We start from the raw sequence: 25,970 nt of genomic DNA, 5'->3' as shown, positions 1-25,970 counted from the left end.
CGTAGCGAACTTTCCAAGCACTTCGGTATCGCTCCCGACAAAATAGAAAATTGCCGCACTTATGGCGGTCATGGCGAACAAATGGCTGTGTACGCCTCCACTGCGAAAGTTGACGGCAAGCCGTTGCTCGATATCATCGGCACTCCTGCCCTGCCCCCAGAACAATGGGCTGAAATTCAAACCAAAGTTACCAAAGGTGGAGCCAACATCATTGCCCTTCGCGGACGTTCTTCTTTCCAAAGCCCGGCATACGTTTCCATCGAGATGATTGCCGCTGCCATGGGTGGTAAACCTTTCTTGTGGCCTGCCGGCACGTATGTACACAGCCACGGTTTCGACCACATCATGATGGCAATGGAAACCGAAATCAATAAAGATGGGGTACATTATAAAGAGTTGAAAGGTACCCCCGAGGAAGAAGCCAAACTAAAAGAAAGCTACGCTCACCTCTGCAAATTGCGTGACGAAGTTATCGAAATGGGTGTACTGCCTGCCATCAAAGATTGGCACAGCATCAATCCTAACATTGACTAAGACTAAATAATTGACTTAATTCTCAATATGGTGTCATTCCCTTCTGAGAGTGGCACCTTTTTTTAGACATTTTCCTCAAAAAGTCTTGCGGTATAAAAAAAACTCTTTATCTTTGCACCCGCAAACAAAAAAGGTGCCATAGCTCAGTTGGTAGAGCAAAGGACTGAAAATCCTTGTGTCCCCGGTTCGATTCCTGGTGGCACCACTTCCGAAAGAGATCGGAATGTAGCGCAGTTGGTAGCGCACTACGTTCGGGACGTAGGGGTCGGGCGTTCGAGTCGCCTCATTCCGACAGAAGGCGACAAACGAGCAAAATCGGTTGTCGCTTTTTCTTTTCCACCTTCACAACTCGCTGTAAATCTGCGGAAAATCTTAAAAACTTCATTCTCGTTTTCTGTTCGATAATCATCATTTTCCTTGTCGAAGTAAATTCCGCTGGGATAGACTAAATTTTGTATTTTTTGCCTATTAGAGAAATTACTATCACTCCACAAACCACCTAATTTACAGGACATTTCAATCGTTTGATTGATATATTTCATCATGTTCGATAAATTTTTCCCTGCATCTTCAAGCTCTCGCCTGATTTCTGCTAATCTCGAATTCAATTCGCTCATAGTAGCCGTATATATTTCACTATTAATTTCTCCCAGACCAAACCGAACTTTGACTGCATTAATTCGATTTTCACACTCTGTTTTCCGTTTTAAAAGAACTTTCTTTGTTTCACCTTTACTTTGATTGTATTCTTCAAAAATCTTTCTTAAAACGTCTGTAAGTATCGGGATAAGTTCATCTGGTATATTATATTCATTTAAAAGATTGATATACTTCTGATGCAGTTTCTTTGTACTATGATTACTTTTACACCCTTTCTTATTGCATTTATAATAATCCCGTCCACGTGCTTTCACTGTGTATCCAGTTAAATAGCCACCACAGTCCGAACAGATAATATGCCTTTTCAATGGGAACGGCTCAGTAATTTCTTTGTGTTCATATCCTGCATTCGATATATCATTCACTTTATTAAATGTAGCCTCATCAATTAATATCTCTTGATTACCTTTTATAATTTCATCACCCAACAAACTATGCCGTATATATCCACAATAAAACGGATTATGAAGAATTTTATTTAAATGCTTTCGGTCAATGGATAACCCCAACCCCTTTAACCGATGAACTATTTCTATATCTTTAATTCCTTCCGTAGCTTTCCAAACAAAAGCATTACGCAGTATCTTGCCTTTTTCATTCACTGTAAGAACGTGTTCTCGACCTACTTTTAGTTTATCATAACCTAGCGGAGGTTTTGAATACCAGTTGCCATTTCGTAAACACTCCACCATACCTGTGATACATTTATCCTTTCGAAGGTTATTCTCAAACTGATTAAAAAGAAAGATTACATCTTCCATAAATCCACCTGCCGCACTATCTGGGTCAGTAGCCTGTGTTGCAGACACCACATATATTCCTTTAGCTTTGAGATATGCTTTTGTCATCATCGCCTCATAACCAGCCCGACTGAAACGGTCAAATGAATAGACAAGAATTATATTTATCTCTTTATCTCTAGCCACCTCTGCAATCATTTCACGGTATAGTTTACCTTCAACTTTTGCACTCTCATTCGTACCGCCATAATACTTTTTTATACGAATAGCATGACTTTCTGCATATTCCGTACATATCCTTCTCTGACTTTCTAAACTGCCATTTGTATCAGCTTGCCGCTCCGTTGACACTCGCGTCCATACAGCAGCTACTTTATTTGTCAATTTAGAAAACTCTACTACTTTCTCTTTACTTTTTTTCTTACTCATCAATCATTAAATTAAAGGTTAAACGTAATAATACCTAATGTATAGAAGAACTCCAGTATCTTTTTTTGTTCTTCTTTGTCTAAAATACCTATTGCTTGAAATTTCTTATCATAAACTTTCAATTCATCCTCATTAAACATTTGTTACAAAGGATTATTTGCCATGCCATTGCACAACTTATTTTCACACGTTCATGCAAAATCCACAGAGCAGGGAAGTGCATATACATGAACGTGCTTCCTGCTCCTAACTTGTTACAATAAAATTGAATTTGAAGTATCTTTCGTGGTGGATTTACCTTTCTTCCAAGCAAATATACGACTTATAGATTATTTTGCCACCCTATTTCGTTAATTTATACTAAAGCAACTAATTTACGAAGAGTATTTACACTCGTACCAGTCAATTTAGACACATTTCTCAAAGAGTAATTTCTTTTTAATAGTTTAATTTCTTCTTTATACTGTTCTTTCATCTCCGATACAGTTTTACGATAACCAGTTTTACGTCCAACAACCCCACCATTTTGTATGTGATGCACATATCCGCTTTCCATTCGTTGTCGAATTGTAGTACGTTCCATTCTAGCAACTTCCAGTAAAATAGTAATAAGAAATTGTGCCATTGGATTAATATTCCCCAAGCTATCCAGTGTTTCAATATTATAATTCTTTACACATAAACAAATTTTCTCATGGTTAAGTAATTCAATCACTTTCAGAGCCTCCAGCGTATTCCGTCCTAAGCGACTTATTTCAAGTACCAATACTTTATCAACGTGGTTTTCTTTTACATACTGTATCAGTTCAATGATTTCACAACGTTCATCATTACTTTTAGCTCCACTAATTTTATTAGCAAATATTTTCACTATATTCAAATCGTTATTCAATGCATAATATTTCAGTTCATCAACCTGACGGTCAAAATCTTGTGCCATTGTACTTACTCGTGCTAAAATTACTGCTGTTTTCATATTAATTACTATTTAACTGTACAAATATACGGTTCCAGTTTCAAATTGGCACAACAATCATAGTTAATAATCTCTAGACCAGACGGTTAATCAACAAAATCATCTGTATCAAAATAAAATATGCAACTAAACATTTATAATCAAAGTAAAGCTATTATCTTTGCACTGACATATTAGAAATTTAACGTAGAAGCGTTTAGGATATTATCTCGTTTTCAGAATCTGGTAAATTCTTTCACACACAGAGATAATGGCAACTAAACGCTCACGTCCTTGTTTTATAGGGGCGTGGGCGTCGTTGTTTATTTTGTGTGTGGGCTTACCAGAGCCTTGAAAACAAATAAACTAACGAATTGCCCACGCTTCTTCCCATTTATAAACCGCTTATCGGGGGCAGATAGCACAAATCTTATTTCAAAATGAAAAAGAATTTATTTATGCTTTTTGCAGTCATATTGACTGCGTGTGTTTTTGCGTCATGTTCAAAAGACGATGATGACAATTCGGGTACAGCTTCCAGTCTGACAATGAATGGCGAAGCTATTAAGGTCAAAAGTATTGAAGGTGAGTATGACCCTTCTACCTCTTTCAGAGCTTTTACATTCTGGGTAAATGATGCCAGCGTTATTAATACTGGAGTGTACATTCAAGGTACTCTATCTACCAAGCTAGAAAATCTTTCAACTGGAAGTGATATTACCAGTAAATTAGGGCTATTAATGGAATATAATAGTGGAGATGAATATATTACAGATAGTGATTTTCGTTCTGGTAATCTAGTGGTTCAAAATATTGATACTTCAAAAAAGGTACTAACATTAGAATTTAAGAATTTGAAATATACCAATAATCTTAAAAAAGAAGTAGTATTAAATGGAACGCTGACTATCCCATATAAGATATTAGAATAGGAAATTTAATCTTTTAGATTAAAATGATACAAGAAAAAGTGTATCAATAGGTCTTTTATAAGATTAAAATGATACACTTTTCTTTTTGACACACAAGCCTCATCAAAGTAATAGATTACGTATCTTTTCAATAGGGTTTTCACTGGTTGAGGCTGATGTCATTGCATGATAGACCGTTTCAAATTTTTTCATTCGTTTACTTGCACCACTACGTGAGTTGAATTTGCACCTAACATCTTGCTCCAGTAATTTTAAGTCACCATTGTACCTTTCAAGAATGATTTTCATTGCCCAATTTTCGTAATCATCAAAAGTTGTGTTTGGCATATTGGCTGTAGAATTACCGAAAACCTTGTCAAATTGAGTAAGGATAGGGTTTGTATCGGAATTTAATACACTGAATATTTTGGTATCGGTCAAATTCAAATAGTTCATTATCTTTTTAACTGTGTTTAATGTGATTTCAAATCTGGTTTTCCCTTTGAAATAGTCTATTACTGATTGTGGTTGTGATAGGCTATTCAAAAAGTCTTTATTGTGGCTGGTACATATTTCTTTTTCCTTATTATATAAGGTGATTGTTTCCGTACAGTCTTTGGATTTCACATCTTTAGTAAAAGTGATGCCCTCTTTGTCGTAATGTACCCACTTAAAACGTCTATAGTTGTGCACTTGTGAATTAAGAACGTCCAGAAGATTATCACTTAGAATAAGGTTTGCATCATAAGTCACGTCTACTGATGTAATTGCCCCATTTGACAAGATACTATCTACGTCAATATCACATATATTTAGTTGGTTAATATTGGTTAGACATTCTTTAATGGTATCTTTTGATATTAAGTCTGGATATTTTTCTTTTAAAATCTTGCTTGAAAATTCAAGAGTTAAGGTTTGCTTTATATAGCTGACAGCTATATAAAGGTTATAAGGTATATTTATATCATCTTTAGAACTGTAAAATATACCTATTTTCTCTCCACTACGTGAATGAAACATTTCATTAAACTTCACTTTAGTATTGAGAAGATATTTATAATTGGATTTAATTTTAATTCTATCAAAAGTGATTAATCGTTTCGTTTCATATTGCGATGTCATTAAAAAATTAAAGTTATTCTTTTATTCTTGTGGGAAATGTACTCTGTAGGCTACAATTTCCCCCTTTGATAATGGAGTATATCAAAGGACTATGAAAAGAGAGGGGATTACTGCCCCTCTTTTTCTGTCTTATCACTTGGGTTATCATCTGGTTTGACTGGTATAGTCTTCCAGTAATTACTCATGCCTTGTGATATTGCTTGGATATGCGAAGCTGACTTGCTTCTACCTCTTAATGATTGACTGATTTTCGCTTTGGTGTCGTCTCCAAGATTACGATACATTCTTTTTCCTATATTATCCATATTAATTGATTTTATACTAGATAAATAGTAAAATGAAGTAAGAATGTAAAGAATAGTAGGTTGATTTCACAGAAAAAATATCTGGACCAGAAAATTTAGATACAGAGTCGTTTGTTATTATCAATCACACCTACTAAAATACAATATTCAGAGTGTCGGGTTACAGTGCTATTTCTTTTCCCAAAAGGAAATAGACACTTATTTCCCCTTCAAAATAGTTTCTGTTTGTATATTACTGTACTTGCCTAAAAATTGGATAATCTTCTCAAAATCCACTATAAACTTGTTCGATAATTCGATAGTGTAGCCGACATACGAAAAAAGGTCTAATTCATTACGGAATTAGACCTTTTTTCATTTAAATAATCCTGGTTTTAATAAGTTACCTTAGCAATTCTCATAGTAATTCCCAACCTTTCTCGATATCCGACATAACAGCCGGCAGTCCATTTTCCACTAGAGAAATAGCTGCCGCAAATGCACACATAACCTCCCGATCTTCAACATCAGGAATATACGTTGCGGGAACTTGCATTTCTCTACATACTCTGCTAATATATGCAGATGTATTATTCTCCTTTGGTGGTGCCCACCGCTCTATAAATTCAGCAATAGTTTTCCTGTTATACAGTTTTCTGTAATTCTGTAACAGTTTAATAACTGCACGGTAGCCATAAGCCATAGATTTAAATTGCTTAAAAGCTCTATCCTTGGATGGTACAATTTCGCCAACCCACACCGTTGAACTATTACGAATATTTCCGGGATTACAATTTCTTAACCCTCTACTCATTGTTTATTCTCCTTTCTATTTTCTTTTAATTAACACAAAACGTCTATTTACATTCACAATGATAGCATATTCACCTTTTTCGTGACATGTATATAATTTCAAATTTGTCTTCCAGAGTATTCCGCGAATAAATTAAGAATAAGAATGCACTATATTCAGCTCATAATACATATTTAGAACTAATTTATGCAGAAAAGGGTTACTACATATAGGCAATAAGGTTACTACTTACAAGCAAAAGGGTTACTACCTACGGGTAAAAGGCCTACTACTTATAGGTAACGGACGTATAAGTGTCATGACTCACTCCTGCAAGTATCAATTTCAAGGGATATTTTACCCTAGAGCAATTGTAAGCATTTCGATATAACACTAATAATCTGCATCTTCCGTAATTCTATTTGTGCATTTCCATTCTCACAGACATCTGATAGTAATAACTTATTCACAGCTAAATTAAAATACAAAATGACATAATGATATTTTAGTCAATAAATGTATATAAGTACTATCAGGACTCGGTGGAGGAACTGAGAAATAGGTTTAAACGGCTAGAATTCATACTTAACGGAGAGCCTTTCATCCGATTTAAAGATTTCCTTTTCTTTAGACTCTGTTTACCACTTTGGGATACTAATGGAGAAGGAGGTATTGCAAAATCAGATGGGAATGAAGTGGTGCCTTTATTGTCTGATACAACATTTGCTGGTACTGAAATTGTAAGTGCCATAGAGTTTAAATATCTTAATTGGAAAATGGCCACAGGCAAATTTCACTCTCTATTCAAGAACTGTACCAAATTAAAAGAAATCGGTTTGAAAGAGGGTTCTCATCTTGTAAATAACATGTTTGAAAATTGTACGTCTCTAGAGATAATTGAATTACCAAACGTAGTTGATGACTCTGATACTAGTGATTATACTTTTTTGCGATGCGAGTCATTAAAAAGAATATCACTACCTGGTAATAAAAAGCGATATGGTAATTATTGTTTTTCAGAAACAGCACTTGAAAAAATAGAGTTTCCGGATGCTGTTACTCTTATTAGAATGCTTGCTTGTCATAAATGTAATTATTTGAAAGAAGTAGTTATCGGTACAGGCATTACTGAAATAGGCAATGCTGCTTTTAATACATGTCCAGCAATGAAGACGTGTTATATAAAAGCTACGACACCTCCTATAATTACGCAATTTACATTTGATAATAACACTTGCAATATTTATGTACCCCGTGCAAGTGTTGATATATATAAATCTGCAACTAATTGGAGCAAATACGTTTCAAGAATATATGGATATGACTTTTAAAACAATAACAAAATGGAAACAAAAACAGTAACAACAAGAGTAATTAGAGCCAGTGAAGGAAAGGTCTTGCGCCGTATCTCTGACGGATGGATAGCTGGTACCGAAATCTATCTTGGATATACATTTTACCTCTCCGGTAGAAAATTGGTAGAGCCTCTGCTTGAGTTGCCGGAACACTACGAGGAAATAGATATGCCAACCGATTTCTTAGAAGGAAATTAAATGAAGAGAAGTGGCGGTAAAGCATATCCACCGCCACTTTTTAGGTTTGTACAGGCTCTTCTGGAATATCTACCTCTTCGTAGTGTTCCGGGAGTTCTAAAAGGGGTTCTACTATTTTTCTACCAGATAAATAATAGGTGTAGCCAAGATAGATTTCTTCTCCGGTAATATAGCCGTCAGACTTGCGGCGAAGGACTTTGTTTTCGCTTGCGATTAATCTCTGTTGCAGCGGATGTTCTTCATCCGCTGATTTCGAGTATTAGGATCTCCAGATCCGTCTATTCTTTGTTCGCATAATCCATCTGTTCGGAGTTATTAGTAAATCATGTTTTTTATTTTAGTCGGATTTAAAAATCCTAATACTCATACAGCCAGATGGCACATCTGGCTGGACGGCGACGTAAAACCTTTCATACATCTGCAATTATGTGATTATTCTCTATTCTTATAACTCTCCTTTATATTCTGATATTGGTTTAATTCTTGATGCAAATTCAATCCATCCACTTGCTGTTTTATAAGTGCTCACCGCAGTGTCGGGGACATAAATTATGCATGGGGAGTTTTCAAAAGTACCAAAGGGATCACTACATACTGGAGGAGTGACAGCTTTTATTATTACGGTAGTTAGCGATGGGCAATCACGAAAAGAGCCCCATGATAAAGTATTTATTTTTGTTCCAAGACTCACTTTTTTTAGTTTTGTATTATACCTAAAAGCTGATCCTCCGATAAACTCCATTGTTTCAGGTAATTCCAGTTCTTCAAATGCACAACTGTCAAATACATTATAATCATTAATTCTTGTCTCAGAGCCTCCCCAAACTATTGTTTTCAAAGAGTTACAACTATGAAAAGCTTCACCTTCAATAGAAGTGACTCCCTTACCGAGAACAATCTGTTCCAAACTTATACAATTATAAAAGTCCCTATAAGCTATTTTCACAAAAGATTCCGGCAACATTATACTTTTTAGAGATTTGCAATTTGAAAAAGTCTGATTATTATATTGCCTTGAATTCGTGAATAATCTCATTTCGTCGAATGTCTTTATTTCAGTACCCCCCCAATCAGCAGCATTGAAAGTGTGATAAGACTCTGCTTCACTCACATTTATATCTCCATTTTTATCAGTATCCCATAATTTAATACAGATACGTTTTACTTCTGGATCTGCAAATCTGATACAAGGTATTCCATCCGCTATAATTGTAAGCTTTTTGAAGAACTTCATTAGTTCCTCCACCGAGTCCTGATAGTACTTACTATGCACCGTAATCTTCCCCTCCAGCACCGGTATTGCATCCTCTCCTGCCAGTCCTTCCGCCGACAAACCAGAATAGCTTGCATCCGACAATTTAGCCAGCATATCCAATGCATCAGCCGTATAATACTCCTCTTCGAAGCCAACGGCACGGATATGTTTTAGAGAATGATTAGCACCTTGTGACTGCTGTGCCTCAATAATAGTAGATAACAATTCCATGGGCTTCAACTGAGGGCAGTTCTCTACAAAAAAGTCCGTTACATTCTCCTTACAATAATCCAGTAACACCCCATTGTTTTTTATTAACGGGTAATTCTGCAACATGACATACTGATTGTTTGCATTATACTCTATCGCCTCCAATCCGCCACCTTTGGGTAGAACAAGCTGCGTCAATGATGTTCCACCGACGAGCACCTTCTTCAAGTGAGTGCAAGCAGACAAATTCAAAGTACCTCTCAATGTAGCAATACGTGATAAATCAATATTTTGCAAGGATACACAATTGGAAATAGTTAACGAGGTAATTGAAATCGCAATATTTCCCGTCTTACTTCCTAAGCGTAAATCACGTAACATACGCCCCTGAACAATCATACTACCCGTCACATTCTTATCATACCAGTCACCGATATCCTGCAAATAAGATGCCGCCTGTATAGTGTTCTGCTGGTCACCAGAACCGGAGAGCTCTATCAACATCTCACAAACACCACCCGCTTTCGTTCTTGTTCCTCTGATAATCGAAGTACCGTTAGCAATTGCAGGATACATGTCCATCGCCGGAATCAATTCATATTTAATGGTATTACCAGCCGCACGTACCGTAATATTATCAGTACCATCGGCAGAAAACAAGCCGAAACTATACTTGCTCATCATGTACAGAATACGTTTCGTTATCCAGCGTTGTTCAGCTGCATAATGATCGCCTAAAGACTGTGTAATCGGATCGGTATCATTGGTATAGCGTCCATCAATATAAGCTAATTTAGACCCTTCGTAGGTAAACTTAGCATCAGCATTGTATAAATTCTGCGGAAAATAGTCCTGTGCTTCCCGAAAATAATACTTCTGGAAATAAGCATATAGCTTATCGAAATCAGTACCCGATTTCAGTCCGCCAAGCCCTTCCATCTTGACCATCATTTTGCGCATTCCCATCCATATTTCATCAGGAAAAGCCAAATCAAGCAGATTCCAGAAGTTACTTGTCTCACCATTCCATACACTACCACCGGTATCGTACTTATCGTGAAACTCTACATAATAACCCTTCTTCGCTTGTCCCTGGTTATCTGTATCGAAGATGGTATCAAGGTCATCATAACGCCACTTCCACTTGCTTCCTACATTACCGAAACAATACGGATAAGTATTTTTTGCACGGTTATCAGTACCGGCATGAAACTCTACCCAATTTCGGTGCAATATAGCATCGTCAATATCCCAATATTGTGAAGCCTCTTTTCTGAACTTCTGTATGCGGGCATTAATAAATAAGTCATTCAGTTGATCGACAGTTCTACCGGTAAGATCAGCACTCACCAATCCATATCCCTTGTCTACAAGTTGATTCTTAAGATTGATTGTACCCGAACCTGTATTAGAAGCGATGAATTTTCCTTCGCCCGACTCATAGTAATATACATTGTAGAGATTGGCATCTCCTACTTTCGCAATCCAAAATTCGTATGGTTCATTGCGATAAGTTGCCGCTTGTGCATTCAGTTCTGCTAATGTTCCGTTGAAAGGTTTTAAGCGATTGCCACATTCATAGGCAATGTTATAAGCCGGAATCCACTTATTAATATTAGTAGTTTCGCCTGCACCAAAGTCCCACGCATTGGCTCCGTTGTACTGAAATGCCTCCTCTTCCTCGTTATATTGCATCCGGGAACTCCAGGGAACACGGAATAAGGTACACAGAGGTGAATTGTCCGAACCTTCGATAGCAAGAAGTCCCGGAAACAGACCCGTATCATGACCGAAAGTATTCTTGTCACCTTTATCCGGTCCCATCGTATAAAGTCCCATAAAGGCATAAACCGTTTCACCTTCTTCATTGATGCTCTTTTCAAAAGCAACAAAAGGAAGTTGGTACACTGCTACACGTGCATTGGTATACTGCTCCGTCTTCATCGCTTCATTCAGATAACCCATAGCCCGATACAGATCGTCTACGGAATTCACCGAACCTATTTTATGAGAGTGCATGGAAGATGCAAAATTCTTCTTGGCGGTAATCTTCGTTGCTTTAGCCAGAGTAGGCACCATAGCCCAACCACCCGTACTTGTCACCCCATTGGTTGCCGTAACAGTCGACAACTTCTTATCCAACGAGAAACGAACATTCCACTTCCAGTAACGCATAGAAGAAGTTCCCTGCCCTTTTGCCTCAACGTTTGAGATAGACACATTCCATTCCGGATGATCGGCATAAAGCACCTCCAAGGTCCCCATCATTTTATTAGGGTTACCAAGACTCGGGAACGAGTTATCAAATACAAACACATTGAACTGATCTTTCGTATTTTCAAAGTCTATTTCAGAACCGTTACCATCCATCACATCATTCTCTGCCTTTACTGCCGTTTTTTCAGTATTGTCTATCAGCCAGTTGATATAATTACGCAATACAGACTCCGAAGTTAGTGCAGAATCATATACACGCATACCGTATACATCCACATCTGCAAAATCCGAACCTATAACAATATCACTCTGCTGAGCAAAATAATCATTGTTCTCGTAAGTGAACTCACGGTTTTTCACCCCATTGATGTAAATAATACAGAGATTGAAACCACTATTCCCGTATGCATCCGGCATGATAACCACCGTCAGACGAAGCCGTTTGCCCTCGAAAAGGTTGATACCCTGATTATTCGCATTCTTCAGTGCATTAGAGTGCATCACCACATTATCGGGAAACACATGCAACCCCACAAACGAATCTCCGTCACTTGACAAACTTATCACCGGATGGTTGAAATCGGTTACATTATCAACCTTATAATCAATCTCAATTGTCTTGCCTATGCGCGCGGCCTCCCTTGCAAAAACTTTATAACCGATACCTACCTGTGCACTTGCCATCACACGAAGTACCCTGTTACCGTCAGCATCTGTAGCCCAGCCATCACTTCCCCAGTTCATTCCTTTCCAGCTAACAGGCACCAGTTCACCCGTCATCTCATTGACAACCGACAAATAGTTACTCTGACTATTGCTTCTGGTACGGGGATTCATGTAAAATGCTGCTCCTGCAACGGAAGAAAAGCCCAAAGAGTTATTCACCGGAATAGTCATCGCCAACGCCAGTTTTTCATCTTCATCCTGTACATTTACCACAAGGTCGAAGTCCGTATTGTCTATTGTTTCAACCTCAAGGGGCAAAGAGAAAGTATGTTTTGCCGAAGTCGAAATGCTGTCTTCTTCAGACGAAAATACAGGAAGATCCGCCTTCTTCGCTACAAACCGGGCAGATGTGACCGCATTATTACCATCGTATATCGCATAATCAAACAAAGCATTTTCCGTCCAGTTCGTAGCCTTCTCTATTATATTGTTGACGGCTAACAACTTCACATTATCTCCCGCCTCAACACAAATGATATTATAAGATACCGTGCGTGTCCGTATGGTGCCATCAGTATTGGTCACATGCATAGAGACATTATACACACCCGATTTCCCGGGATGCTGAAGCTGGTAATTATACGCAGTTTCCGTATAAACGGTTGTCCCCAAAGGAACATCGTAGTTCTTGCTATATCCTTCACCCGCAATGGTGACATGTAATGTTTTGGATATATTTCCACCGATATTCAGCGGAATGCTAATCACATCGGTAAATGCCGTCCACCAACGGAAGTTCGGAGCATCGATACCCAATGAGGTAAGCTGTACCGTATAGGTAATTGGTGCTGTAACCTTATCTGTATTTATACCGGCAATAGTTATTTTAAAGTTATTACTACCATTCGATAACCACTCCGCCACATCCAATTTTATAGATGTATTAGAAGACACTTGCATCGTCTTCACAGTAGTAAAATCGGCATACTTGGAATTCTTCGCCATGATGGTGCAAACTCCAAGTTCTCCAGTCGGTTTATACGGTTCGGAGATGTCATCCCGATATTGTGAAACGAATGTAAAATCAAGAATACATTTTTCTCCATATTGGGAGGCAAAGCCGAGTGATTCCAAATTGTTGCGTACATATACGCTATACATGGTACCTGCTCCACCAGCCAGTTCATTGACGATCTGTGTCAAGGTAGCGCCCATAGCACCGTCAAATGCAGTTCCTTCGTTGGTGCCGATTACGAGACTACCGCCTACCAACTCATTGATTTTGTTTACGACTTCGTTCAGTTCATCAGCTTTCAGAACGTTACCGTCTTTAAAGGTTCTATTCAATTTATCCATTATCCTAATATGTTTTTGTTGTTACCCAATATGCCGGTTCCCAAGACAAAATCCGTGATGGTCGGTGCCATTGGCTTAGCTTTCAACCGGAGTATCTGCATCGCCAGATTATATGCATTGGTGTCCACGGGCAGATCGCCTTCTCCGCGGCTCAGAGCCGAGATGCGGAACTGCCCATCTTCGGTGGTTCGGGAAAGAGTTACTTTAAGGCTGCGCATAATATTCGTTGATTGTTAGTAGGATGTTCTTTGCATCTGCATCCAGCATCCTTTATAGGTTGGATTATCTTTAGGGTATATTAAATCTCTCACGTACTGGTATTCTAACACCTCATTTACACGGAGTTGATGAGGGGTTGTCCCAGTCTGATAATAGTTACCGTCATAACACATAAAACTTCCGGAAATTACGTCTGTATAGCTAGTACCGGATACTACGCGGTGCTTACTATTACCGGCACGCAGATATACCTTCCCATCCCCGAGTCTTTTTATACGTATGATAATGCCATCATCATGCATCTCCATAGTCGGAAATGTCAATGTAATATCAGTACCACCAGGATTAATCGCTATATATGTCGACGCATCTCTTCTGTTAAGAGTCGCCGAGGATGATATAATTTTGGTTGCTGTAGAAAAACCCGATATATCCCCTCCTAATATGTCTATAGCATGATTGGTATTTCCGTTTTTGGCAGAAAGTACCATTGCAGTATTGACAGAATTAAAAAAAGAGTTATCGTTATTTTCAAATCGGGCGGCAGCTCTCATGCCACTTGATGCCGGCAGCGTATTGCCGCCTATCCCGGCAAAACATCCGGTATTGTCATTGCGTAAGATGACGCAGGAATCATTATTGAATCCTTCATTCGTAAGAGAGTTGCCACTAACTTTCATACCTGCTATCATACCGCTCTCCGCAATAATATTACCTGTAAGTTTCACAGATGCCTTGCCATCAGGACCAATAGTGACTAAAAACTTATCTCCAATATTCAACCCTCCCGCCATGATAGCTTTAGCCATCAGCATGGATGTCACTTTTATATAGTCGGCTTTCATCATCGGTAACCCGGTTGCACTATCCACCTCAAACACGGCGTATTTTTTACCGTCACGCCCTTGTACGGTGAATGTATCAGCCGTGGCGGTAATGGTGTTATTCTCGATATTAATGCCGGTCTTGAGTAATTTGGTAGCTGTTTCGGCATCCATCTTATCCGCATAATCCTGTGCCGCTTTTTTGGCGGCGTCGGCTTTGGCTTTAGCGTCGGCGATGGCACGCTTTTCTTCTTCGGTCACGATGCCGTCAGCATAAGCCTCTGCAACAACTCTGAATAATTCGTCCTGTGCATCCGCATATCTATTTGCGGCATCAATCGCAGCTGCCTCACTCTCGGTGACGATACCATCGGCATAAGCTTTGGCAAGTATAGCTGCCGCATCTGCTTTGGCTTTTGCTGAATTGTCGGCATAAGCCCGCAATTCAATCGCCTTCGTGTCGGTATAGTCAAACGCTTCTTCCGCCTTCGTGTCATCCGTATACTTGCTGTCCTTCTTCCAGTGCGAGATACTAAACGGAACCCCAGCGACTTTGGTGGTAACGCAGACCAGGCGATCATTGTTGTACAGCACTTTTCCTGAACCGTCTGTATAGTTTGCATTCACCCAGCAGTCGCCAATATCATAGGCTACCGCATTCGCCGGTTGAGTGACGAACACCCGCTTCTTCTCACCTATCTGCTGCACATAGGCTATCAGATACTTGTCCGTTACAGGCTTCCACTGATAGACACTACCCACTTGTTGGAATTGATAACAAAGACCTTCGGTAGTGATATAGAAGTCATCCACATGGAGAGACTTGTCAGCATCCGTCTTCCACTCGGAGGCTGGTTTGTTTGTAAGCGTGGGAGTATCGGATGTCTCGCCCTGCCAGACTTGAAAGCTCTGATCCAACTGGCTGTTGATATTGGAAACGGACTGGTTCAGGTCGCTCAATATCTCATCCATATCGCCGGTACCCAAGAAGATTTTCTTTGCTTTAACCTCTAAACCATCTTTTGTAAATTCCATATATGAATTTCTGTCCTTGGCTCCAATATATGTATCACCATACACCCGCATACGTGCCTTTCCGGTAGATTTATCAAAATCGAACCCAATTACATCTTTGCCAGCCAAAGAGAAAGAATCAATTCCTTGGTACATCAGGATGGATGGTGCCACTTCGTTAACTGAGGAAAGTATTATTGCTCCTTGACGGGTAATATCCGTCTTATGCCCAAGACCAACAATGTCGTCGCCAGCAATCGGAATATCGTTTTCTATATTAGGATCACATTTTGTCTTAGACAATTCTATGTAATCGGAACCAACTGCTGTAACTAATCGCCAGTAATAACGATTACCTACATTGTGGGATACTCCCACTTTAACGTTGCATTCCTGAGAAATAGCAAGTGTACCAGGTGTAAACTGGTTCTTTATCTCTACACCATCTTCCTTGACTTTAAAGTAACAACGATAAGCATCGGTAGTTTCTTCTACTTTAATACACTTCATGCCCGCAGGAGAAAGTATCTGTTCACCACCTACATAGGTCCTCTTCTTTACTTCCAGTTCGTCAAAAACCGCTTTGATTTTTACAAACAAGCGGTCAATGACAACTTGCGATGTGCCGTCTTCTAATATAGTTATACCACTACTATTCTCCCCAACAAGCAAACCTCTGAGGAATTTGATTAGTTCTTGGGCAGTGTCCTCCCGGTCTTTGCTAAGAAATTGTTTCAGTACCCTTCTTGCCGAATAGGCATTACTATCCGTCGCCGGTGTACTATCATTCGTCCGAATGAGATATACCCCACGTCCGGTACTACCGCTATAACTCTGCCCCTTATATGTTAAACTCTCTACTTTCCCCTCCAATTCACCAATCTTCGAATAAGGCGCTGTTTCTCCAACCGTATAGAGTGGACTATCAAACGGGAAATCCAAATTATACTCATAACCTATTACCCTCGACTGCCTTCCTTCTTTCCAATAAGCCTTGTTGATAAGTTTAACCCTATCACCGATTTCCAGCAATTTATTTACACCGTCTGCACTATAAATGCTATTTGATATCATCTTCACAGAATAGGTCGACGGATCAATTTTCACTTTCTCGGTGTATGCTATAGCTCTTGTTTTTAATTCCTGTTCAGCGGCTGCCACAAGTCCCAATGCATCTATTCGTGTCGCATCCCAACCATAGAGCACATATTTATCCCCGTTCTTAGGAGCAAGCACCTCATCCGGAAGTTTGCGCCCATAATCTTCGTTTCTTAGTATCTCCCACAGCTGTTTATCCTTATTATCCGGGTCGAACCGCACTGCAAAATCCATCCCATTGAGCACACCCGATTGAAAAATAATATGGAGTTCCTCACCAGGAAGAATATAATCTTTAGAGAAAGTAAGCCCGGCATCTCTAAAGCGGAATGCATTCCACTTTTCTTTTGTCACGGTGCCATCTGCATTTTCTATAGAATCCGTATATTCTTTGGTCGTGATATCAGACATCGTACCCTCGTTATGGGGATACACATCATCAAACACAACCACACTTTCAATAATCTCTTCGGCAAGTAATTTCGGATAAGCATCGATAAAAGGAGTATCGGCAGGCAACATCAAACGCTTTTGTACTACCCCATTCACAGCAGCCTCTTCGGCAACCGGACGATAACCGGCTGGCAAGTTACGTGTAGAGCCAAAAGCATAAATACGTGTAGCATAAGTTCCTTGACTATTAGAAGCAGTCATTTCCGCCACATTGGCGTCCATCTCCAAGTCAACCGCAGTATGATACTCACATCTGCCGAAATGTATCACATTCTCCGTCACCCAACACTCACATTCCCATGTTTCCGCCATTTTGAAAAGGGCATCGAGCATGTTCATATTATCATACGACACAAGTTTGGCGGAAGAATTTACCGATTTATCTATCGAGCACTCAAACGGAGTACCTTTATAAGTGTAGCCCAATGCAGCAAGTCCCCGCAAAAAAGCGTCAGCATGTACTTCCAGCGTTGCGGTCAGGTTCCATGAAGCCTCTTGTCGGGCTGCTTCCGGCATATATTTAAACAACTTATTCTTCCACTTCCAGTAATAAGCGTCCATACGGAGTTCATAATCGTAGCCTCCCGTAGAACTATTGTAGTTTGGTTTGTACAAGTCACAGAGTTCAAACAATCCGAATCGCGGATCGTCTACATGATCTCCCAACTTGAAGTTGACGGGCTCCTCCAAAGAAAACTTCAAGGTGATATAGTCTTCTTTCATCAACAAGAATTTCCGCTTGCTCCCCTCATTGATTTCGGTAGAGAAGCGGACATTTCCGAAAGTATCTTTAATGTCTATCATTCTGTTCTGTCATTAGGATTAGGCTCATTGAGCTTTAAACTGAATTTCCCGATACCCCTCATAAACTGGCTGAACTGACCGCACGAGAGATAAATGGTCTTATATACTACCCCGGGCTGGTACTTCGTTTTTAAGTGAAGTACCCCGGTTGCCAGTACCTTGCAGAAACTACTGTATCTTGCAAAGAACTGTTCTTCGGAGAGGGCAGTCAGATTGATCTGAAGTGTCAGAGATCTTTGGTCTAACTTTGGATTTGCCACTACTACCTGTTTGCCATGCTGCAAGCGGCTTTCGTTCTCAATAAACGCTTTGTTGGCAGGAGGTGTCATCAGTTCGGACAAGGAAGTATCGTCCATGCTTATCCCCCATTGCAGATAAGCATCTTCGCCGTTTATAAATAATTCGCCTTTCATAATATTACTACCGTATTATCTTTTTCTATTTCTACCTCACAATTACCTATATTCACCAGCAAGATTACAGCATAGTTCGCAGCCTCGATTCTTGCCTTTGCACCATGCATCAAGACTACTTTATGCACTTCCGTATTGTCATTGTACACCAGTTGGGCCGATGTATTCCCTATTAAACCTACATTCACATCATTCTGCCGGCTTATATTACCTGCATCTACCAGTATGTTATATTCCGAGATATTATCCTTCATCCCCTGAAACATTTCGAGGGACGGAAAATTATTATCTTCACAAAACTCACGTCCCTGAGGAGTAAAGAATAACCACGTAAGACTTCTCCAGTCACTCACTCCATTCGATTTGGCACAGGCTCCCAAAAGGGATGCCGATTGCATAATTTCATTTACTGTTTTCATAAATTTGCTGTATTACGTTCTATTTTGTCCAATTTCTCTCCAAAGCCAAGAATGGGCTTGGTATATCTGGCAATGTCTTCAAGATGTCCGTTAGACATTAGCGCCAGGTTACGCATTTCACTCAGAAGAATGTTTCCATCGGAAGTAGTAGTACACAATGCTGACATGTTACCCAAAGCAAGAAGCATAGAGTTCTTGATTTCCTCGTTCGAGATTTGTAATGCGGTAAAACGTCCATTAAGCTCCGAGCCGGTTTCTTGCGACATCGACTCAAAGCCGCCACGGGTGGAGTCTTGAGAAGATACTTCTTCATCAACTGAAAACATATTTTTAATATTATCAGGTAAAGTATCCCATATCATTTGGAATTCAGAACCAACAGTATTCAAATCGTTGGCAAATCCTCCCATTGATTCCATTATAGCATCAATACCAGCAAACTCTCCATTCTTATACCATTTCGATTTGTATTTATTGAATATTTCTCCAAGAGGCTCCTCAAGATATTTGCTAACAAGCATGCGTTTCAGAACATTGGCAACAATATCATTAACTTTATCCCCCCAAGCTTCTGCTGCATTCTCCCCACTTTGAAATGCTTCAATAAAAGCATCCCCTAATTCAGATGCAATATCAACAGCACTACCACCGATGATACCCTCAACTATTTCATTTATAACAGCATTCGCCTTCGTTCCAAGTTCTTGTATCTGACGCTCCCAATCTGCTATTTTCCCGTGGTCGGTTTTCTTCTTCGACTCTTCATTCCGAATCTGTTCTTGGATAAGAAGTTGCTGTTGGGTTAAATTCTGTAACTGTTCCTTTGCGCCTGAGAACTTTTCCGCCCCCAATGCTTTTTCAGCAGTGTAATCAATATTAGCATAAGCAAGCGCCAACTTTTCAGCTGACTTCTGTAATATCTCGTTACTTGATTTGGCACGTAAGAACATACGATCAAAGTAATTCAAATATTTACCATTTGCAGTATGCAACTTTAAAACTTCCTCGGTAGTTTCAGCATACACTTCCTTGACTTTCTGTAAAGCTTTGAATGAATTGTTTTGCAAACGGATAGCATCAGCATTGTCAAGTTCCCATTGCAGTTGCTCAATACGTCCTTGCAATTTCTCAATTTCTTTCTGATATCCTTCATCGTTGTTAAATAGACTGGCTATCTTCATGGCAATCTGGAAAGCCGCACTGATAACTGCAAGAATGACTGAAGCCTTCTCTACAGTGCTAATAGCAGTTGCAGATGTATCGGCAGCAGCTTGAACCCCACTCATTGCACTCATCGTAAAAGAACTGATGTCACCAATAAGAGAAATAATTTCACCAGCCGGTCCACCAATTGCTTCTCCGACATTACTTATTGATTTGAACAGCTTATCAATCTCCTCTTTTACCTCAGCTTCTGATTTCTTTACTTTGGCACTGGCTCGAATTGTTTTGTCTTTCGCAGCATTGTATTCATTGGTTTTATTCTTTACTTGCTCTAATACTTGTGCCTCGGTAAGGTATAATTTAGTAGTTTCTATCTTTCCAGTAGATTCATTGAATTTAGTAGTAGTGTATTCCACTTTGCCACCATTTTTTACACTTTCAGCCTGCTGACGCGCTTTTTCCAGTTCTATTTGGGCTTTAGCCAAATCCTGTTCAGCATCTGCTAAATCTTGCTTCTTGTCAGATAATGCTTGAAATGGATTACGAGAATCCAACTCATCCATTATCTCTTGTATGGTCGTAGTATATTCACGCAATTGATCTGGAGATAAAACTTTAGCAGCCGTTTGCTTTGCATTTTCCAATTGGCTAAGTAAAGAGTTCAAGGTTTCGGAAGATGTTTCATTCAAGTTATCAAAGGCACGAATATAATCCGGAGATTCTTTTAGCTTTTCGTAATCGAGCCTCATCAAGGTTTTTCCCTTTTCTGTTGTAGCCTGAGCTCTGGCACGATCAATCTTTTCTACCTGACGATTATCGCCATTCTGTGCTGCAATTATTCTTTGGGCATTGAGTATAGTAATATCAGTATTAAATTTCTCTTCAACAGCCAAACGCTTCTGTGTATAATCTTGATACTCCGCCAATAAATTAGTCAAATCATTTCCCCGATTATATTGAACGTTTTTTGATTGAATTTTCTTCGCTGCATCTTCGTTTATCTGTTCAATCTTCTTTGTAACAAGATCGTCTTTTAGATAATCCGCTACATCAAAGTCTTTCTTCTCATTTGTAGGATTAGCTTCAAACTCAGCTTTCCCTTTATCAATAAGTGCTTGCTTTTTATCTTCTGCTTCCCTTTGGATAGCTTCAACCTCTTTTTTATGATTGAGATTTCTTTGCGCAAGGGTTCTGATTGCATCATCATCCATCGCATCAATAATACTTTGAGTCACGCTATTCTGAGCATCAACCTCTATTCGCGCCTGTTCACGTTTATTCTTTTCAACAAGTGAGTCATAGTCTTTTTGTTGCTTACGAGTTTGATCGAGACGGTCGGTATTTAAGTTATCATTATTATTTTGTCCATTATCAGTATTCTCTTCTTTAGCAGGTATTTTTTTTCTTCTTTCTGTTTCTAACTCAATAGCATCTATACGTTTCTTATAGGCTTCTGTTAAATATTCACTACCTCGAACTGTTTTGGAATGCTGATTCAAAACTGTTAGCACTGTTTCAAGTTCTTTATCAGTCTTATTCTTCAAATCCCCCTGCCATTCAAGAAATTTATCATTACGAACCTCTTTTTCAAATTTCCGCAATTCCTCTTCATCAACTTCAATGTCTTTCTTTATAGAGTAAGTGCCTTTTCCACTATATTTTTTCAGGATCGACATATCTGTAGGATTTTTAAGAGCATTCTGCCTATCTTTATATCCCATATCCATCAATGCAAGAAATCTTTTTTCCTCTGCAATCCTTTGCTTCAACTCAGCAACGCTTGCCTCATTCTGAGTACTTTTTTTCTTTGCTGCCTCCTCATTGAAGGCTTTCCATGCTGACGTCAAATCGCCGATATGCCCCTTCTCATCGGTCAGGAACTTAAAGAATGTAGGATAATCTTTATTAATCTCATTGCGTATCTCTTGTTTCTTTACTTCGGCTGTAGTTTCATCTTGAAGTTCCTCAACCAATTGCTGAAGTTTCCGCTTGTAATCCTGAGCCTCATTTTTCGAATCCTCTTGCTTTTTGTTAAATCTTTCCTGTGCTTTCTCAGCCGCAGTAGTCGAATCGTGCAAAGCCCACATAGCAGCAACCACACCTATTATAAGAGTAGGTATCAAAATATAAGGATTAGAAAGCATTGTTTTATTCAGCAATTCGGTCTTCGCACGTAGAATATCGGTTATGGCTTGCATCTTTGTCATACCCGCCATCTGTATCAATGTAGCTTGATAGCGAACACTTTCTATAACTGACACCGCTATAACTGCTGCTTTGTAAGCTCCATAAGTTGCCACAAGTACTGCCAGTATGCGACCTATTCCCTCATAATTCTCAAGCAGATATCCAGCGCCATCAATAGCACCAGCCATAACTCCTTCTTGTGATTCACCAATGTTATTCAACATTTGCTCCCAAGCATCTCTTAAGTTATTAATCTTACCAGCAAGTGTTTGCGACTGTTCCTGCATCACATTATGAAACTTTCCTCCTTCACCAGTCAAATCAGTGATCACTCTTTGCACTTCTGGGAATCCTACTTGCCCCGCAGATACCATTTTGTTTACTTCTTCAGTGGTCACCCCATATACATCGGCAAGTCCTTGAAGCATAGGAATACCCGATGCAGTGAATTGTTCCAAATCTTGAGCATACAATTGTCCTTGTGACATGGTTTTTCCATAAAGAGTTGTCAATTGTTCAAGAGGCATTCCTAGCCCCGAAGCAATATCACCTAAGTTTAACAAGATATCATTCACATCTTCTGCTTGGACACCATAAGTCAAAAGTTGCTTAGCTCCTGTTGCTAACTCTGTAACACTGAATGGGCTTTCAGCGGCCGTTTTCATCATCTGATTCATTAAAGAATCTGCCTTTTCTTTACTACCCAGTAGCGTTCCAAAAGCAACTTCAAGCTGTTGAAATTCACCACGTACTCTTACCACTTCAGTTACAAGCTCTTTTATCGCATCTTTACCACCCACTACATTAAACATTTTTTTAAATGCTCCCGATAAGATATCACTCTTACCTGTAGTTTCACTAATACTGGAGGACATAAGAGACATTGACAAACCAATACTCTTACCTTGCCTCTCAACTTCCGAAGAAATAGCTCTGATAACAGAACTCATCTGTTCGGCATTTTTCACGAAATCAGCAGTATTACCTGCTACATCAAAATTTAAATCCATAGTATACTAAATTAAATTATCTTATATGATTATTATTTTATTATTTGTGTTAACTGAATTTTGTAGTAATTTTGTATATTATTTAGTTCATCTACAATATTCACTCAAAATCAATTATCATGAATAAGCTAATTATTTTCTTCCTACTCGCTACCCTATTCATACTAAGCGCATGCGAAAAAACATCTGTAACCGAAGGTCGAATTGCCTACAAAGAGTATTTCAAAGAAACATTGAAAGATCCCGAATCTTTAATTATTCATAGCGAAGAAATTATAAATAAAAGCGATGCAAATGCAAGATTTGTACTTAATATCGGTGCCAAAAACAGTTTCGGAGTTATGGTACAAAGTACATATACTATTGAAACCTTAGGAAAAAGAGTATTGGATGTAAAAGAGTATGATATACGCACTATACCAAAAGAAAATATGACATTTAAATACAAAGAGAAAAATATAAATACAGATATACCCATTACAAATGAAAATTATGCAGGGAAAAATATCAAATTAGCAGATGATGCCTTAGCCGTAGTTGATGATGAGAACTACATCTCCAGTTTGAGATTCTTAATAAATTTTGCAAAAGACCATAAAGACGATATCGATAACTTCAATATGTATATGAAAGCTGGAAAAGGGATTATCATACACGCTGGTGAAGAAATTACAATAACAGAATGCTTTATTTATTTTAATGAAGACACTAAACAGAATGAAAATCTTTTCCGCATCAAATATAAAGGAGAACCTCATGTTATTGAACAATCTGCAATCTTCTAAAAAGACCATCAAACTGCCCCGTCTAGCCGGATGTGCCCGTTCAGCTGGATGTGTCATCCGGCTATCTCGAGTATAAGGATTTCCAAATCCGATTAAAATCAAAGATCAAAAAATCTGATTTCCTGACAATTCCAAGCAGAAGGATTAGGCAAATAAGGAATAAGCGAATCTCGAGATTCTAATACTCAAAAGCAGCGGATAAAAAACATCCGCTGCGAAGGATAACTTTGAAAAACGACTAACATATAAAAAAGTATCTATTTATAAATTATAATAAAATGAAGACAGTACTGATTGGCATAGCATTATCATTTATATCTATTCTATCTTTTAGCCAAGAAAGAATTAATACAGAAACATATCTCCAATTCGATAAAACGACAAAAGCACTTAAGAAAGTCATGGGTTATAGGGGTACCACTGGAGAATGGAAAAGTGAAAAAAATCAAATAACTCATGCGCTATTTGACGAAACACAAAAGTTCGACAAATTAACAGTAAAGACTACAACACTCAATGATACTTTATACTATGTATTAGTTAGAAATTTCCTCGGTTCCGGTCCAAGCGACTTTATAGTAAAGTCCGGCGATGTTTACAAATATCAGGGTGGCGGTAGTAGTAGTAAAACTGATATTCTATATTTCTTCATCGCCTCCGAATTTGAGCAAATATTCCATCTAGATAAAAACTCAAAAACTATTAATTCATTTAGGCACTTTAACAACCATTTATTCAACTATAAATCTGATTTTTCTAAAATTACCACTGATATCATTGAAAACGCTAATAAAAATAATAAAAAAGATTTCATGCAAATCAGAATTGCCGATGATGGTAAAATGGTACGTTTTTTATTGCCCTACCAAAAAGATGAGAGATGGGGAAAAGACTACGATCTATTTTCAGAATGTTATTTTGAAATGCCCTTAAGGGACTTTTACAAGTGGTTAGAGCCAGTAGCTCCCATCAAGAAATAAGGCAACCCCTTTCCTCTTGCATTATGCAGAATTATAAAGATAGTCTTCTGGACTACTATCGATTTCTTACTGTACAGGATTAAAATGAATATAGTTCAGCTTTTATATATAAAAATCATACAGATAGATTAATTCTGCGTGATTGCCCTCTGAACCAAGTTAAGTACCGAAGGAAGAATCTCCTATATAATTCGGGGCACACTTGATTATATTGATTATTCTTTGTTTATTTGCATATAATTAATTTTAAAACACGAATTTATGAAAAAGATTTTACTGCTATTTTTTGCAATATTACCATTTGCATTGCATGCCCAAATTGAAGAAACTAAAGAAGTTCAGATGAGTAAAGATGAACTTTTCACAAAAACAAAGATGTTTATTACAGACAAATGGAATAATCCCAAGTGGTCAATTCAGAATGAGGATAAAGATGGTGGTATCATACAAGTAAAAACAGAAAAAGAATTTTCCATCAATGTTGGAATGGGACTAAAATGTGTTTATGATTACGAATACCTTACAAAATTTAGATTCAAAGACAATAAATACAAAGTTGAAGTTTATGATATTCGATGTCTATCTGCCAAACAAACTGGGTTAGGAACAGAACATGATATTCCTTTAATACCTTATTTTACCGGCGAGAATGCTCCTGATACAAAAAGTTTAGGAAAAGGTATTTCAAAGAAAAAAGCAATAGCAATGATGCAAGATTTAGACAAAGAATTCTCTGAAATCATGAACCAGTATAATAAGTATATTAATACTAATGATGATTTTTAATTGAGTCTGTTAATAAGTCAGATTCTAAACACAATTATTGATGATTTTACAAATCCGATTAGCTTATAAGATTAAGCCAATCGGATTTGTCAATAAATAGATCAACCTTACCTAAGTTGAAATAAATCA

17 protein-coding genes, 2 tRNA genes and 1 pseudogene are annotated in these 25,970 nt (G+C 38.4%); 9 read left to right on the top strand and 11 right to left on the bottom strand.

What is annotated here, in order from left to right; genetic code table 11:
• From Q1W14_RS17260 to Q1W14_RS17250, 3 genes and pseudogenes are all read left to right on the top strand, one after another.
• Positions 1-534: pseudogene (locus tag Q1W14_RS17260) on the top strand (malate dehydrogenase); the annotation flags it as partial.
• Between the two features lie 132 nt (positions 535-666).
• Positions 667-739 (top strand) — tRNA-Phe (locus Q1W14_RS17255).
• Between the two features lie 14 nt (positions 740-753).
• Positions 754-826, top strand: a tRNA-Pro gene (locus Q1W14_RS17250).
• On the opposite strand, the gene Q1W14_RS17245 is transcribed toward Q1W14_RS17250, so the two are convergent.
• Positions 780-2,363 carry a recombinase family protein gene (locus Q1W14_RS17245; protein WP_300703628.1) on the bottom strand — a complete coding sequence of 528 codons (1,584 nt, stop codon included), beginning with the start codon at positions 2,361-2,363 and terminating at the stop codon, positions 780-782. The two genes, Q1W14_RS17250 and Q1W14_RS17245, sit on opposite strands and share 47 nt — an antisense overlap.
• A 355-nt stretch (positions 2,364-2,718) precedes the next feature.
• Complete coding sequence (locus Q1W14_RS17240; RefSeq protein WP_149940960.1) at positions 2,719-3,339, bottom strand: recombinase family protein; 621 nt, start codon at positions 3,337-3,339, stop codon at positions 2,719-2,721.
• Positions 3,340-3,758: 419 nt separating this feature from the next.
• On the opposite strand from Q1W14_RS17240, the gene Q1W14_RS17235 reads away from it, so the two are divergent.
• Entirely contained in the window at positions 3,759-4,250 is a 492-nt protein-coding gene (locus Q1W14_RS17235) for a hypothetical protein (RefSeq protein ID WP_300703619.1), read from the top strand.
• Positions 4,251-4,352: 102 nt separating this feature from the next.
• Here the strand turns inward: Q1W14_RS17235 and Q1W14_RS17230 are convergent, their stop codons facing one another.
• The 3 genes from Q1W14_RS17230 to Q1W14_RS17220 form a co-directional block, all read right to left on the bottom strand.
• Entirely contained in the window at positions 4,353-5,351 is a 999-nt protein-coding gene (locus tag Q1W14_RS17230) for a hypothetical protein (protein ID WP_300703618.1), read from the bottom strand.
• A 107-nt stretch (positions 5,352-5,458) separates the two neighbouring features.
• Positions 5,459-5,656, bottom strand: coding sequence for a hypothetical protein (locus Q1W14_RS17225; protein WP_004292281.1), 198 nt, complete (start codon positions 5,654-5,656; stop codon positions 5,459-5,461).
• A 397-nt stretch (positions 5,657-6,053) separates the two neighbouring features.
• Positions 6,054-6,449: a structural protein P5 gene (locus Q1W14_RS17220; protein WP_300703617.1), complete on the bottom strand. Its 396-nt coding sequence runs from the start codon at positions 6,447-6,449 to the stop codon at positions 6,054-6,056.
• A gap of 521 nt (positions 6,450-6,970) precedes the next feature.
• Here Q1W14_RS17220 and Q1W14_RS17215 point away from each other — a divergent pair.
• Positions 6,971-7,759, top strand: a complete 789-nt coding sequence (locus Q1W14_RS17215; RefSeq protein ID WP_300703616.1) for a leucine-rich repeat domain-containing protein — start codon at positions 6,971-6,973, stop codon at positions 7,757-7,759.
• A gap of 12 nt (positions 7,760-7,771) precedes the next feature.
• Positions 7,772-7,981: a hypothetical protein gene (locus Q1W14_RS17210; RefSeq protein WP_300703615.1), complete on the top strand. Its 210-nt coding sequence runs from the start codon at positions 7,772-7,774 to the stop codon at positions 7,979-7,981.
• Positions 7,982-8,426: 445 nt separating this feature from the next.
• On the opposite strand, the gene Q1W14_RS17205 is transcribed toward Q1W14_RS17210, so the two are convergent.
• The 6 genes from Q1W14_RS17205 to Q1W14_RS17180 are packed head-to-tail and all read right to left on the bottom strand — an operon-like array spanning position 8,427 to position 23,290.
• Entirely contained in the window at positions 8,427-13,685 is a 5,259-nt protein-coding gene (locus tag Q1W14_RS17205) for a leucine-rich repeat domain-containing protein (protein ID WP_300703613.1), read from the bottom strand.
• Positions 13,685-13,903: a hypothetical protein gene (locus Q1W14_RS17200; protein ID WP_300703612.1), complete on the bottom strand. Its 219-nt coding sequence runs from the start codon at positions 13,901-13,903 to the stop codon at positions 13,685-13,687. The genes Q1W14_RS17205 and Q1W14_RS17200 overlap by 1 nt, the downstream gene beginning before the upstream one ends.
• 15 nt (positions 13,904-13,918) lie before the next feature.
• A complete protein-coding gene (locus tag Q1W14_RS17195; protein WP_300703611.1) occupies positions 13,919-18,097 on the bottom strand; it encodes a hypothetical protein in 4,179 nt (1,392 codons plus the stop codon).
• Positions 18,094-18,510, bottom strand: a complete 417-nt coding sequence (locus Q1W14_RS17190; RefSeq protein WP_300703610.1) for a hypothetical protein — start codon at positions 18,508-18,510, stop codon at positions 18,094-18,096. The genes Q1W14_RS17195 and Q1W14_RS17190 overlap by 4 nt, the downstream gene beginning before the upstream one ends.
• Positions 18,507-18,929, bottom strand: a complete 423-nt coding sequence (locus Q1W14_RS17185) for a hypothetical protein (protein ID WP_300703609.1) — start codon at positions 18,927-18,929, stop codon at positions 18,507-18,509. The genes Q1W14_RS17190 and Q1W14_RS17185 overlap by 4 nt, the downstream gene beginning before the upstream one ends.
• Positions 18,926-23,290: a tape measure protein gene (locus Q1W14_RS17180; protein WP_300703607.1), complete on the bottom strand. Its 4,365-nt coding sequence runs from the start codon at positions 23,288-23,290 to the stop codon at positions 18,926-18,928. Before Q1W14_RS17180 ends, Q1W14_RS17185 begins: the two co-directional genes overlap by 4 nt.
• Before the next feature lie 119 nt (positions 23,291-23,409).
• Here Q1W14_RS17180 and Q1W14_RS17175 point away from each other — a divergent pair, with 119 nt between their 5' ends.
• The 3 genes from Q1W14_RS17175 to Q1W14_RS17165 all read left to right on the top strand — a co-directional run bounded on the left by Q1W14_RS17175 (position 23,410) and on the right by Q1W14_RS17165 (position 25,841).
• Positions 23,410-24,075, top strand: coding sequence for a hypothetical protein (locus Q1W14_RS17175; RefSeq protein ID WP_300703605.1), 666 nt, complete (start codon positions 23,410-23,412; stop codon positions 24,073-24,075).
• A 278-nt stretch (positions 24,076-24,353) separates the two neighbouring features.
• Positions 24,354-25,055, top strand: a complete 702-nt coding sequence (locus Q1W14_RS17170; RefSeq protein WP_300703604.1) for a hypothetical protein — start codon at positions 24,354-24,356, stop codon at positions 25,053-25,055.
• 261 nt (positions 25,056-25,316) lie between these two features.
• On the top strand, positions 25,317-25,841 hold the full coding sequence (locus tag Q1W14_RS17165; protein WP_300703602.1) for a DUF4468 domain-containing protein: 525 nt from the start codon (positions 25,317-25,319) through the stop codon (positions 25,839-25,841).
• Positions 25,842-25,970: the final 129 nt, after the last annotated feature.

It is taken from the genome of Bacteroides sp. (genome assembly GCF_030151085.1).
Lineage (GTDB): Bacteria > Bacteroidota > Bacteroidia > Bacteroidales > Bacteroidaceae > Bacteroides.
The sequence above is the reverse complement of the archived record's forward strand: the minus strand, read 5'-3'. Positions and strand labels throughout refer to the sequence as shown.

What these genes read in the sequence shown, in the direction of transcription:
- Q1W14_RS17200 (WP_300703612.1), bottom strand. Translation starts at nt 13,903, where the DNA reads ATGCGCAGCCTTAAAGTAACTCTTTCCCGAACCACCGAAGATGGGCAG.
- Q1W14_RS17185 (WP_300703609.1), bottom strand. Translation starts at nt 18,929, where the DNA reads ATGAAAACAGTAAATGAAATTATGCAATCGGCATCCCTTTTGGGAGCC.
- Q1W14_RS17225 (WP_004292281.1), bottom strand. Translation starts at nt 5,656, where the DNA reads ATGGATAATATAGGAAAAAGAATGTATCGTAATCTTGGAGACGACACC.
- Q1W14_RS17235 (WP_300703619.1), top strand. Translation starts at nt 3,759, where the DNA reads ATGAAAAAGAATTTATTTATGCTTTTTGCAGTCATATTGACTGCGTGT.
- Q1W14_RS17165 (WP_300703602.1), top strand. Translation starts at nt 25,317, where the DNA reads ATGAAAAAGATTTTACTGCTATTTTTTGCAATATTACCATTTGCATTG.
- Q1W14_RS17180 (WP_300703607.1), bottom strand. Translation starts at nt 23,290, where the DNA reads ATGGATTTAAATTTTGATGTAGCAGGTAATACTGCTGATTTCGTGAAA.
- Q1W14_RS17190 (WP_300703610.1), bottom strand. Translation starts at nt 18,510, where the DNA reads ATGAAAGGCGAATTATTTATAAACGGCGAAGATGCTTATCTGCAATGG.
- Q1W14_RS17220 (WP_300703617.1), bottom strand. Translation starts at nt 6,449, where the DNA reads ATGAGTAGAGGGTTAAGAAATTGTAATCCCGGAAATATTCGTAATAGT.
- Q1W14_RS17195 (WP_300703611.1), bottom strand. Translation starts at nt 18,097, where the DNA reads ATGATAGACATTAAAGATACTTTCGGAAATGTCCGCTTCTCTACCGAA.
- Q1W14_RS17175 (WP_300703605.1), top strand. Translation starts at nt 23,410, where the DNA reads ATGAATAAGCTAATTATTTTCTTCCTACTCGCTACCCTATTCATACTA.
- Q1W14_RS17240 (WP_149940960.1), bottom strand. Translation starts at nt 3,339, where the DNA reads ATGAAAACAGCAGTAATTTTAGCACGAGTAAGTACAATGGCACAAGAT.
- Q1W14_RS17210 (WP_300703615.1), top strand. Translation starts at nt 7,772, where the DNA reads ATGGAAACAAAAACAGTAACAACAAGAGTAATTAGAGCCAGTGAAGGA.
- Q1W14_RS17245 (WP_300703628.1), bottom strand. Translation starts at nt 2,363, where the DNA reads ATGAGTAAGAAAAAAAGTAAAGAGAAAGTAGTAGAGTTTTCTAAATTG.
- Q1W14_RS17170 (WP_300703604.1), top strand. Translation starts at nt 24,354, where the DNA reads ATGAAGACAGTACTGATTGGCATAGCATTATCATTTATATCTATTCTA.
- Q1W14_RS17230 (WP_300703618.1), bottom strand. Translation starts at nt 5,351, where the DNA reads ATGACATCGCAATATGAAACGAAACGATTAATCACTTTTGATAGAATT.
- Q1W14_RS17205 (WP_300703613.1), bottom strand. Translation starts at nt 13,685, where the DNA reads ATGGATAAATTGAATAGAACCTTTAAAGACGGTAACGTTCTGAAAGCT.